General features: G+C 40.9%; 13 protein-coding genes. 3 read left to right on the top strand and 10 right to left on the bottom strand.

All coding sequences use genetic code 11. The annotated features are described in order from the left end of the window. The first annotated feature begins 46 nt into the window (after positions 1–46). Complete coding sequence (locus FY557_RS16255) at positions 47–298, top strand: VF530 family DNA-binding protein (protein WP_149248297.1); 252 nt, start codon at positions 47–49, stop codon at positions 296–298. A gap of 110 nt (positions 299–408) precedes the next feature. Then, a complete protein-coding gene (locus tag FY557_RS16250; protein WP_146943015.1) occupies positions 409–909 on the top strand; it encodes a peptidylprolyl isomerase in 501 nt (166 codons plus the stop codon). A gap of 468 nt (positions 910–1377) precedes the next feature. Here the strand turns inward: FY557_RS16250 and FY557_RS16245 are convergent, their stop codons facing one another. The 4 genes from FY557_RS16245 to FY557_RS16230 form a co-directional block, all read right to left on the bottom strand. Further along, the gene (locus FY557_RS16245; protein ID WP_149248296.1) at positions 1378–1755 is read right to left on the bottom strand and encodes a YchJ family protein; all 378 of its coding nucleotides are present in this window, start codon (positions 1753–1755) and stop codon (positions 1378–1380) included. An 82-nt stretch (positions 1756–1837) separates the two neighbouring features. Further along, a complete protein-coding gene (locus FY557_RS16240) occupies positions 1838–2155 on the bottom strand; it encodes a superinfection immunity protein (protein WP_149248295.1) in 318 nt (105 codons plus the stop codon). 100 nt (positions 2156–2255) lie between these two features. Then, positions 2256–4397, bottom strand: a complete 2142-nt coding sequence (locus FY557_RS16235; protein ID WP_149248294.1) for a M3 family metallopeptidase — start codon at positions 4395–4397, stop codon at positions 2256–2258. Between the two features lie 194 nt (positions 4398–4591). Next, on the bottom strand, positions 4592–4957 hold the full coding sequence (locus tag FY557_RS16230) for an SPW repeat protein (protein ID WP_149248293.1): 366 nt from the start codon (positions 4955–4957) through the stop codon (positions 4592–4594). A 233-nt stretch (positions 4958–5190) separates the two neighbouring features. Here FY557_RS16230 and FY557_RS16225 point away from each other — a divergent pair, with 233 nt between their 5' ends. Beyond that, the gene (locus FY557_RS16225) at positions 5191–6009 is read left to right on the top strand and encodes a head GIN domain-containing protein (RefSeq protein ID WP_149248292.1); all 819 of its coding nucleotides are present in this window, start codon (positions 5191–5193) and stop codon (positions 6007–6009) included. Here the strand turns inward: FY557_RS16225 and FY557_RS16220 are convergent, their stop codons facing one another. From FY557_RS16220 to FY557_RS16195, 6 genes are all read right to left on the bottom strand, one after another. Then, a complete protein-coding gene (locus tag FY557_RS16220; RefSeq protein ID WP_149248291.1) occupies positions 6010–7887 on the bottom strand; it encodes a monovalent cation:proton antiporter-2 (CPA2) family protein in 1878 nt (625 codons plus the stop codon). It abuts the gene before it with no gap. 3 nt (positions 7888–7890) lie between these two features. Next, a complete protein-coding gene (locus tag FY557_RS16215; protein ID WP_149248290.1) occupies positions 7891–8412 on the bottom strand; it encodes an NAD(P)H-dependent oxidoreductase in 522 nt (173 codons plus the stop codon). Positions 8413–8731: 319 nt separating this feature from the next. After that, positions 8732–10114 (bottom strand): MAC/perforin domain-containing protein, encoded by a 1383-nt coding sequence (locus FY557_RS16210; RefSeq protein WP_149248289.1) that lies wholly within the window; start codon positions 10112–10114, stop codon positions 8732–8734. A gap of 206 nt (positions 10115–10320) precedes the next feature. Continuing rightward, positions 10321–11121: a TPM domain-containing protein gene (locus FY557_RS16205; RefSeq protein WP_149248288.1), complete on the bottom strand. Its 801-nt coding sequence runs from the start codon at positions 11119–11121 to the stop codon at positions 10321–10323. Continuing rightward, complete coding sequence (locus FY557_RS16200) at positions 11102–11533, bottom strand: TPM domain-containing protein (protein WP_149248287.1); 432 nt, start codon at positions 11531–11533, stop codon at positions 11102–11104. The genes FY557_RS16205 and FY557_RS16200 overlap by 20 nt, the downstream gene beginning before the upstream one ends. Further along, the gene (locus FY557_RS16195; RefSeq protein WP_149248286.1) at positions 11533–12141 is read right to left on the bottom strand and encodes a LemA family protein; all 609 of its coding nucleotides are present in this window, start codon (positions 12139–12141) and stop codon (positions 11533–11535) included. The genes FY557_RS16200 and FY557_RS16195 overlap by 1 nt, the downstream gene beginning before the upstream one ends. Positions 12142–12184 lie beyond the last annotated feature (43 nt).

Here is a 12184-nt window from a genome sequence, read left to right as displayed (position 1 = left end):
TCAGGATTTATTGTTAACAAATACAATTTATATCTACTTTTACAGCATGGAACAACAATCGAAAGATCCCCTTCACGGAAAAAGACTGGACGCTATTCTTGAGGAATTGGTGGCTTATTACAACGGATTTGAAAAACTCGGTGAGCAGATTAATATCCGGTGTTTTACTGATAATCCGAGTATTAATTCCTCGCTTAAATTCCTGAGAAAAACCGATTGGGCCAGAGCCAAGGTGGAAAGCCTGTACCTTTTTATGCTTCGGGAAAAGAAGCGGAATGAAGCCGGAAAACAAAAGTAAAACATTACTGCAGAGATTGCGTTTAACCTTATATTTCTTCGGTCAATGATTTCAAAAACAGTATCTTTGTGCTGTTAATCGTGAGGGAATTCACGACAAAAAGAAAAAATATGACAATCGAAAACAATCATGTTGTAGCTGTAAGTTACATACTTCACACAATCGAAGAAGATGGAAGTAAGGTTCTTGTAGAAGAAACAACAGCAGAAAATCCACTTACATTTCTGTACGGTGTGGGAATGATGATTCCAAAGTTTGAGCAGAATATCCATGGTATGAAAGCAGGTGACAAAACCGCTTTCACCATTCAGCCTGAGGAAGCTTACGGTGAAAAACAGCCGGATGCCATTGCCCAGCTGCCGATCGACATGTTCAACGAATCCGGAGTTCCACCTGTTGGGGCCATTCTGCCTTTATCCGATAACCAGGGGAATAATTTCCAGGCATTTGTGGTAGAAGTGACGCCGGAAGCGGTAATCGCAGACCTTAATCACCCGATGGCAGGGAAAGTATTGGATTTCCAGGTAGAAATTCTGAATACACGTCCTGCAACGGAAGAAGAACTGTCTCACGGTCACGCACACGGGATCGACGGAAACGAAGCTCACTAAAACAAATACAATGTCCGGTTCTGCCGGACATTTTTATTTTGTAAATCCAGAGTTTAAATTTAGCCCTGAAATTTTACCACATAAGTCACAGAAGATTTTAGTTTTCTGCTTTGCGTATATTTTATAAAACAGAAGAAAAAAATCAAAGATTTTATCAGTGTTGTTTTTAGCTACTAGCTGGTGACTGAGGTACTCATACTCAAAGCCGCGACATCATCTGTGAAAATCCGTGCTATCTATAAGATGGTCATTTGTCTTTCCATAGTCATTCAAAATCCAATATTTCCTACTCATCTTTAATACTATGTCGAGATCCCTGCGGGATGACAAACGGTGTGCTGAATGTTATAGATGCTATTCTACTATAGTTTAGAGAGCACTATCTTGTGGCTGAGCAGAGCTGAAGCCTCAATCTCACCGGTTAAAATCCATGAAATCCGAGGAAGAATTAAACCCATCCGTAAAAATCTATTCTAAAAATATTCCGCTTACATAGAACCAACGGTTCTGAACTGTCTTGAAGGCAGATAATTCATGATGGATTTGTTGTGCTCCATCTTCATCGGTATAAAACGCTTTGAATTCAACCTTATTGGCATTGGGTTTATCAACGATTTCCAGTTTTGTCCAGATATTGATTTCTCCCCATTCCTGTAAATCTTTGCGGTTGTGGTATTTTCTTTTACTGGGAAAGGTTGTTTCCATCAGATAATCACCATTCGGGATGGCAAAGGCAGAAAACCTTGAGCGCATCAGGGCTTCGGCGGTCGGCGCATTCTTCTCTCCGGTGTGGTAAGGCCGGCAGCAGTCTTCGTAAGCTTTTCCGGAACAGCAGGGACAATTCATTTTTTTATTTTAAAAGCAAAAGTCTAAAAATTTCCCGGATATTTCAAATTCACATTCGTTTTACAAAATAGGCCGGGACCTTCTATCTTAACAATTTGTTTTTTTGGATTTCAAATTCTTCATCTGTAATAACACCTTGATCATACAGTGTTTTCAATTGTGTTAACTGGTCAATATTTGAATTATTCTGATTACCTTCTTTGTTGGATAAAGCCCATATTAATGCGCCCGCCCAACCAATGAGCGACCATCCTAAAAGTAAATTTAAGGCAAAAATAGAAAGAGTGTTGGTTTTCTTTCTGCTCAATGCAATAAATGTCGGGATGAAATAAGAAGGAATAAAAATTAAAAGAATGAGTATATGTTGCCAGGAAATACTTAAAAGGGTTAAACAGCTCATGTGTACTAAAGTTTTAGGTTAAAAATCAGATGATCAAATATATTTATTTTTTAATTAAATGATAACAAAAAAGCATCCGAATAGGGATGCTCTTCAAAAATTATTTAATAAAACCTCTGTTTCTCAGTAAAGGCTTAATGTCCGGATCGTGTCCCGTAAAATCCCGGAATGCCTGATTCAGGTCTACGGAATTTCCTACGGAGAGAATGTATTTTCTGAAACGGTCGCCGTTTTCTCTCGTCAGCCCGCCATTTTTGCTGATCCATTCCCAGGCATCATTATCCAAAGTTTCAGACCACAAATAAGCGTAATATCCGGCAGAATATCCACCGCCCCAGATGTGGGCAAAATAAGGCGTATGATATCTTGGCGGAACAGTAGCTAAAGTAAATCCGTGTTTGGCCAGCGACTGCTTTTCAAAATCCAGTACAGGAATCAGCTGGCTGTCATCAGTTACGGTGTGCCAGTCCATATCGAGTTCGGCAGCGGATACCAGTTCGGTAGTCATATATCCCTGGTTAAAAGTTGCCGCTTTCTTGATTTTATCAACCAACGATTGCGGAATCGGCTGTTTGGTCTCGTAATGAAGCGCATAGTTTTTCAGGACCACCGGATCCAGTGCCCAGTGTTCGTTGATCTGTGAAGGGAATTCCACGAAATCCCGCGGTACATTGGTTCCTGAAAGGGAAGGGTATTTCTGGCTGGCAAACATCCCGTGAATGGAATGCCCGAATTCATGGAAAATCGTTGAAACATCATCATAGCTGATGAGAGAAGGCTTTCCGGGAGCCGGTTTCTGATAATTGTAGCAGTTCACGATCACAGGCTTGGTTCCCAGTAAATAGGATTGCTCCACAAAGTTGCTCATCCATGCCCCGCCGTTTTTGGAATCTCTCGTGTAGAAATCCAGATAGTAAATTGCCAAAGATTTCCCATCATGATCGAAAACTTCATACGTTACAACATCCGGATGGTAAACCGGGAGATCCGTTCTTTTTTTGAAGGTCAGGCCATAGAATTTTTCAGCAGCGAAGAAAACCCCTTTTTCCAGAACGGTGGTAATTTCAAAGTACGGTTTGATCTGGCTCTCATCCAGATCAAATTTGGCTTTTCTTACCTGTTCGGCATAAAAATTCCAGTCCCATGGCTCTATCTGGAAACCGCCTTTTTGCTGATCGATCAGATCCTGAATATCTTTGGCTTCCCGTCTTGCCGTTTCTACAGCAGGGGTTGCGATCTGGTTCATGAGTTTGGTAGCTGCTTCCGGTGTTTTAGCCATCTGATCCTGCAGTTTCCATTCCGCGAAACTTTTTTTACCCAGAACCTGTGCTTTTTTCAGCCTTAGCTTTGCCAGTTTTTCAATGGTTTCCCGAGTATCATTCGCGTCACCTTTTTCAGCCCTCATCCATGAGGCTTTGAACAGTTTTTCCCGGGTGGCTCTGTTTTTCAGGTTTTGTAAAAGCGGCTGCTGGGTTGTATTCTGTAAAGCCAGTAAATACTGACCCGGTTTCCCTGCGTTTTTCGCATCACTTGCCGCTGCTGCGATTTCATCTGCCGAAAGTCCGTCGAGCTCTTTGGCATCATTAAAGAATACACCGCCCTGTTTTCGGGCTTCCAGCAATTTATTGGAATACTGGGTAGACAAGGAAGCCAGTTCCTGATTGATCTGTTTTAATTTTTCCTTGTCTGCTGCAGAAAGATTGGCACCGGCGATTTCAAAATTCTGTTTGTAATATTGCACAAGCCTCTTGCTCTCGGCATCCAATCCGTTTTCGGAGATGGCTTTGATTCTTTTATAAAGATTCTCATTCAGGTACATTTTATCGGAATGTGCAGCGAAAACCGGAGCATATTCTTCATCCAGGGCCTGCAAAGTAGGGTTGGTATTGGCACTGGTAAGATTGGAGAATATAATCATGGCTCTTTTCAGGACCTCCCCGCTTTTTTCCAGGGCCACAATGGTGTTTTCAAAAGTAGGTGCCTGGGGATTGTTGGCTATTTGCAAAATCTCAGCGTCATGCTGTTTTAGCCCGAAATCGAAAGCCGGTTTAAAATGTTCATTTCTAATTTTATCGAATTCAGGAGCTTCATACTGAAGCTTGCTTTTCTTCATCAAAGGATTGGAAGCAAGCGATGCGTCGGGCACCGGAATTTCCTTACTGGTATCGGTGTTTTTCATTGTTGTACAGGATTGATTAAATGCTAATGCAGAAATTAATAATACTGATGAAATCTTCTTCATAAATTATTTATTAATAAAGTATAAAGATATTAAAACTTACGGTATCATAACGGCAGGAAGATTTGAATTGGACAAAATAAAATATGTGGAAAAGAATACTGTGTTATTCCGGTATTCAATTTAATTGCATTTAATAAAATAAAAAAGGCTATCCAAATTCAGGAAAGCCTTATTTACATTTACCGAGAAAATAATTATGCCTGCTTTGGCCTGTGAACAAGAGAGGTTGATTTTCTTGACATCAGGACGGCAGCCAGTTCAAAGGCTCCCAGGATAACGTGAGGAAGGTAAACCCGATCGCTGAATCCGAACAGCCACGGCGAAATCAGAAGCACTGTTCCGGCAATAAAATCAATGGTAAGATGCGCCTTATACGGGAGCATTTTGGCCAGACCATATTCATAGTCTGTAAAAAGGCTGTAAACCAAGGTTGAGGCTCCTAAGATTACAGGAACGGTAGTCGCTGCGGTATCATCGGCAAATCCTAAAAGCCATGGGGCTGCAATCAGCAGGATGCCGACTACGTAATCCAGTACGGCATGTGTTTTTGATGGAATCATACTATTTAATTTTTTGGTGATACCTTTTCAGTTCAATCCTTGTACCATTGAAAAATAAATTGTGGTATAAGGTATTGATTTTTAATGCTTTTTATTTTGAAATTTATATAAAGAATTCATCTGAAAGCTCTTTATTATGATCCTGATTATATAATTATTCAGGCAGATGTAATATTTTTTATAACTTAGTTGTTACAAAAGTAATAACGCATTAATCAAATAAATCGGTAAACATGAAATCACAAACTATTTTTATCTTTTCAGCCTTTTTATTAATGGCTTCATGTGAAAAACATGACAGAAGAGACCATGGACATGAAAACAGCACCTGGGTAGAAAAAGTGGTCAGCAAAGGCAACGGCCCAATGAAAGAAAAAACAGTAACAGGAGATTTCGACGAAATTGAAGTTTCTCAGTCCATATCTGCGGAAGTAATAAAATCAGACGTGGAAAAAGTAGTCATCTCTGCTCCTCAGAATATTATCGATGAGGTTTTGGTGGATAACAGCGGCGGCGAACTGCACATCCATTACAAACAGGGGATCAGGGTGATGAATACCCATAATGTTTCCGCAAAAATTTATACCAGAGACTTTTCTAAGCTGGATGCCAATTCTGCGGCCAGCATTACCGTTAAAGATAAATTTGTACAGGATAAAATGAAAGTGGAAGTGTCAAGTTCGGCATCGGTTTCCGGTGATCTGGAAGCCAATGACTTTGATATTTCCGTTGACAGCAGCGGAAATTTCGACGGTAAAATCTGGGCAGTGGATCTGGAGGTAGACGCTTCATCAGCCGCAAGCATCGATCTTTCCGGCAAAGCCAAGAATGCAGAAGTAAGTGCTTCTTCAGGCAGCAGTATTTCAGCGAAAAATATGGTAGTACAAAACCTGAAAGCAGAATCTTCGAGCGGAGCGAGCGTAGACCTCAGTGTCTCTTCCTCTGTTCAGGCAGAAGCCTCTTCCGGCGGCAGTCTCAGCATTTACAAGAAAGGGAATGTGACCAACATTACCAAAGAAGAAAGCAGCGGCGGAAGCGTAAGCATTCAGTAATTAGTCTTCGTTTTCCTCTTCGTCGTCCATGGAAGAGTCTTCCCATTGCTTATTGTCGAAATTCAGATTGTCGTAAGCGAGTAATTCCTCCTCTTTCTGGAGGATTTCTCTTGTGGTAAAAAGATGGATTTCATCATCATCTTCCGATTTGGCCAGCCTTCGGATGGAAGCCTTATCAATAGTCATAAACCTCTGGCCGAGACGTCTGGCCGAGTATTTCCGCATTCCGGTTTCATGAAGAACATCTACTGCCATATCGACGGCGGTTCCCAAGGTTTCGCGATAAATATTGTTGATGCCGTTATTGAGGTATTCATAAGCATCGATCCGGTTTTTGGCGCGGACAAATATTTTTACCTTGGGATAATTTTCCCGTACCACGTCGGCAACAAATTTATTATCTTCAGGATCATCCAGGCACAGGACAAGGATTTCCGCATCTTCAATCCCTGCAGCCCGGAGGGTAGGAATTTTTGTGGCATCCCCGTAGTACACTTTAAAACCATAGCTTCTCAGCAGCTTTACCCGGTCCGAATCCCGATCCAGAACCGTCGCTGAAATTTTATTGGCTTTTAAAAGCCGGCCCACTGTGCTCCCGAAATGCCCGAAACCTACAATAATAATCTTTTTCTGACGGATATTCCCATCCAGGATATTGAAATCATTATCTGCATCAGGTATTTCTTTAATAAACCTTGGGGTAATGAGTTTATCATTGATAATGAGCAGAAAAGGAGTGATGCACATGGTAATCGCCGTTACCGCCATCATTTGTGCATTCAGCTCTGAACTCAGCAGGTAAAGACTGGAAGCATAATTGATTAACACAAAAGCAAATTCCCCTACCTGCGAAAGGGCAAAGGCATAAAATAAACTTTGTGGGGTATCAATCTTGAAAAACTTCCCGATCATGTAAAGGACCATGAATTTGATCACCAATACTGCGAAAACCGTACTGAAGATAAAGATGGGATCTTCTGCGATAATATTAAAATTCATGGTAGAGCCTACACTTACAAAAAATACGGCCAGCAACAAACCTTTAAACGGATTGATCTGCGCTTCAAGCTCATGCCGGAACTCACTGTTGGCCAGCATAACTCCCGCAAGGAAAGCACCTAAAGCAGGAGAAAGACCGATGGCGATCATCAGTTCGGAAACACCGATTACCAGGAACAAGGAAGAAGCCGTAAGCAGTTCCGTCATTCCGGACTTTGAAACATATCTTAAAAAAGGCACAAAAACATACCTTCCCAACAGGATCAGAATTGCAACCCCAAGGATTACCGTGGCAAACTGCATCCACTGCGGAAGGTTCTGGATAATCACATGGATTTCATTATCGTTGCTGGTCACTTTATGATGGGCCATAAGCGGCAGGATGGCAAGGATGGGGATTACGGCAATATCCTGAAACAGCAGTGTTGAAAACGAAGCTTCACCGGCCAGCGTATTCAGATTGTTTTTTTCCTGGAGGGTCTGCAGTACGATAGCGGTAGAAGACAAGGCAAAACACATCGCCACCGCCACTGCTTTATCCACCTTCCAGCCCGCCCAGAGGAAAACCACAAAAAGAAGGGAAATGGTGAGGAGCATCTGGGTCATTCCGAGACCTATGATTTTTTTCCGCATTTCCCAGAATTTCCGCGGCTCAAGTTCGAGACCTACCAGAAACAGAAGCATAATAACTCCAAATTCGCTGGCATGCATAATGTCATCTACATTCCTGCCCGTTAATTTCAGGACATACGGTCCGATGATGATTCCGCCCGCAATATATCCGATAACGGAACTCAGCCCGAATTTTCTGGCCAGCGGAACCATAATAATGGCAACGCCGAGGAAAATCAGGGTATTCATTGCTAAGCTTGTTTCCATATTTTATTGATTGAGAAGTTCTACAAACTGCTTTTTATGCAGAATAATTTCTTTTTTTGAAAGCTTGTTGGCTTCGTAAACGATTTTTATATTTTTGATATTGGCCTTAAAAACACTCAGTGAGACAATCAGTCCGCTGATCAGTTCTTCTACCGTAAATTTGTAGGTGCCCTCCTTACTGAACGACCGTTCTTTACCACCTGTTGTTACCAGGATATAGACTTCCTTGCCTTCCAGCGGATTCTGTTCCCCTTCTTTCAGCCATTCGCGGTCGAAAACTTCATCGATCCACAACTTTAAAAGGGGAGGGGGCCCGAACCAAATCAAAGGGAACTGAAAGATAAAACGGTTGTAATTTCCGATTCTTTTTCGTTCTCTGAAAGCGGCAATGTGGAAATCGGGATATTCTTCATACAGGTCCCGAAGGGTAAAATGCTGATGACGGACATAGAAATTGATGAGTTCCGCATTCGAATTGGAATGCTCCAGATAAGGGTGTGCAAAAACTACCAATGTCTTCTTCATAACCTGTTTTTAGTAAATATAATGAAAATTTTTGAAGTAAAAACAGAATTTGACGGTGTTTATTAGTTTTTAATATTAAAATAATCCATTTATATTACCATTAATTACACTAAAGAACAAAAAAATTATTTTTAATTAAATAATTACATTTTTAAATTAATGCTGTTTTATCAATAAAAAATCGGTCATTAATTAATGACCGATTTATATTTATGTTCAGGTAGAGAACTTTTAACTTTTATTATCATTCTGCATCATGACCTTTCAAGTTAAATATCAGTTATACTATCAGGTTTATAAGTGAAGATCAACTACTTTTTTACAATGCATAAAAAGCAATTCCTTCATAAGTATAACCGGAATACGACTGGAAAGAAGTGGTATAATAATGATCTCCTCTCTTTCTTCCGTAATATTGGTAGATCGGACGACTGCCGCTAATCTGAGAAGGATAAGCGTAAAACTCTATACCTTCTGATACATAACCGGCAGGTGCTCCGGGTGCCGTTGTATAATAGTGATCCGTTCCATTCCAGTATCTATAGATCGCAACTGTACTTGGTGCCTTATAATTATATGCCCTGAAGTCTACTCCTTCATATCCGTATCCGCCGTAGGCTCCAGGAGTTTTTGTATAATAATGATCGGTAGTGCTTTGATTATAATATCTGTGGATATCAATAGGAAGATATTCCATCTGAACTTGGTTATCAATCAAATATTGATCAATATAAGCCTTTAAAGCTGCTTTTTTAGCCGGATCATCTACAAAGTCGTATAATTTCAGTACGCCATGCTCAGCAATATCTACAAATACAGAATTCTCAGGAGTACATGAATTTTGCCAGTTGGCAATATTTACACTTGGAGTGGATTGGTCCAGACTTATCGTTCCCAATAAAGATTTTGTCGGATCTCCTCCATAAGATCTATAGGATAATGTTCTGTTAAAGTTCTTGGATGAAGAAGACGTATCAACATTGTTATTCACGTTGATGTTAAATATGCTTGCTGCACTAACCTTTACACCCACCTCGGAAGCGTTTTTTCTGTTTTCATTGCTTGTTTCTGAACGAAACATCACATCAAGCTTGCCTCCTGTATAAATGTCTGTAAGAACGTGTGTCCCATAGTACTGTACGATCTCCTGCGGAGTCATAGTTTGTAGTGCCTGAGTAAACTGCGGAGTCAGGTAATTTTTTAAATTACTGGCTGTCGGGGTTGTAAATTTATATCTTTTTTGTTTAATTAAAAGATGATAGCTCCCGTAAATATACTTTCCGTCAAACTTATTACTACTGGTCAAAGATCCATTGAAAGAAGCAGTTATGGATTGCTTGAATAAAGAAAATGTTCCACCCAAATCCAATTTGCTGGTCACATTTTTTGCATATTCGTATGCATTCTCTCCATAATTTTCTTTATAATCCTGAAAAGAAATCGTTGGGCTTTCAATATCATTGATAAGCTGGTAAACATCTACTACCTGATTACCTGTGGAGCTTTCAACTGCATAATTTTTGGTAACGTCATATCCCGAACCAAGATAGCTGTATTCCGAAGTATACTTTGCTGATAAAGATTTGGCTGATTTGCCGGTATTTGAAATTTCAATGGTCTCCTCTAAAATTTCATTGGTACTACATGAAAGTACCCCTAAAAGAAGCATTGCTGCAGGAGCAAGCCTTAAAGTTTTTCTCATAAATAAAATATTTTTTAATGATTATCAGCCGCAAAAATAATGGGTCTTTTATGAAGAAAAAACTTGCGTGTTACATAATATTTTATATCACTAAAAAGTGTATTGTAAGGATTTCTTAATTATAATATTGTGGTGTGTTGAGACTTACAAACGTATTGCTGTTTACTATAAAAATTTGAAATGATAAAAATCAGGTCGGGAATTTTCTACCATCCTCCGGAAGCACCGCCGCCGCCAAAGCTTCCGCCTCCGCCAAAGCCTCCGAAACCACCGCCGCCGGAACTTCCGCCGCCAAATCCACCGCCGAAGCTGCCCGGGAAAGGGAAGAATCCGCCAGGGTAATTTCTCCGCCCTCTTCTGGAAATGATGACATCGTCATCATCACCGCCACCTTTTCCGCCACCTCTGTTTCCGAAAAGAATGGCCAGAAGGATGAAAATGACAAAAGCAATGATGATAATTTTGGTAAGGCTGCCGCTGCCGCTGTTTTCCTGGTTGTTCAGCGGCTTGAATTTCCCTTGTACCGCTTCCATAATGGCCGAAGTACCGCGGTTAATTCCGTCATACCATTCACCCTGCTTGAAATGCGGCGTCACGATATAGTCAAGGATCTGTCCTGCCACGGATGCCGTAAGGTACTGTTCAACGGCACGGCCCTGCTGGATCGACATGGTATGGTCTTCCGTAGCTATTAAAAAAACAACTCCGTTGTCCACGTTCTTTTTTCCGATGCCCCATTTTTCTCCGAACATCGTAGCCAGGAAATTCACGTCTTCCCCTTTGGTGGAGGGAATGATGATGACTTCAATTTCGGTGGAGGTAGAATCTGAAAAGGCAATCAGCTTTTTATTCAGCGCCTCTTTTTCCTGTGGTTTCAGCAGATTGGCTTCATCAAAAACAGGATAGAGGACAGCCGGTTTTGGGGGAACCGTATATTGGGCCGCTACAAGACTGTAAAAGCAAATGAATAAGAATGAAAAAACTATGTTAAGAGAACGTAATTTCATTAGGCAGTTCATTGTGGTTTTCTCCCGTTACAGGAAAATATTTTTTTAGTTCCTGGCCGGTTTCAAGGATTCCGCTTTTCAGGGCTTTGTAATAGTTTCCTTTCGAAAATTCAGAGGTAATGTAATCATGCAGATGATCCCAAAAAGACTGGCTGACCTTGTTATGAATGCCGGTATCGCCGATAATCGTCAGGTACTTCCGTTCAAAGTTGATATGGAAGAGCACCGCATTTCTTTCAGCTGTTTTGTTCAGGCACAGCTCTTCAAACACCCTGAAGGCAATTTTGGCATTGTCTTCATCCGTATTCGTATCGATATGCACCCTGATCTCACCGGTAGAATGTTCTTCCGCCGACTGGATAGCATCCACCAGGGAAGCAATCTGCTGATCTGTCAAGAAGGGAGTTGCCATTATTCTGAGAATACTTCAGGTGCTTTTTCTGCTCCTGCTGCTGCTTTAAAGTAAGGTTTTTCCTTAAAGTTAGTGAAGTTCGCCAGGATATTATTCGGGAATGTTTTAATCGAAGTATTGTAATCCTGAGCTGCTGCGTTATAGTAAACAGTTTCCGTTCTGATGCTGTTTTCGATCGCCGTATATTCTCTCTGGAAATTAATGTACTGCTGGTCGGCCTTTAGATTAGGATAAGATTCCACAACGGCCATCAAACGGCTTAGAGCCCCCGATAATTCACCCTGTGCCGCCTGGAATTTTGCCAGATCCTGCTCCGTCATGTTGGTCGGATCGATATTGATAGAGGTTGCCTTGGAGCGGGCTTCAACTACCTTCGTTAAAGTTTCCTGCTCAAATTTAGAATATGATTTTACGGTTCTTTCCAGATTCGGGATCAGGTTTGCTCTCTTCTGATATACGGTTTCTACGTTGGACCATTTGGTATTAACGTTCTGTTCTTTCGTTACGAAATTATTGTAGCCGCTTTTGCCCCAGAAAAACAGGACAGCAACAATGATAAGGAGAGCGATACCGATCGTTCCGGCGCTCAGACAACCTTTATTTTTCATAGTTTGAAATTTTTTTAATATTTTTTGTGCTAACCAAATATAC

This window comes from Chryseobacterium sp. SN22, from assembly GCF_008329705.1.
GTDB lineage: Bacteria > Bacteroidota > Bacteroidia > Flavobacteriales > Weeksellaceae > Chryseobacterium.
This window is presented reverse-complemented; position numbering and strand designations above follow the sequence as displayed.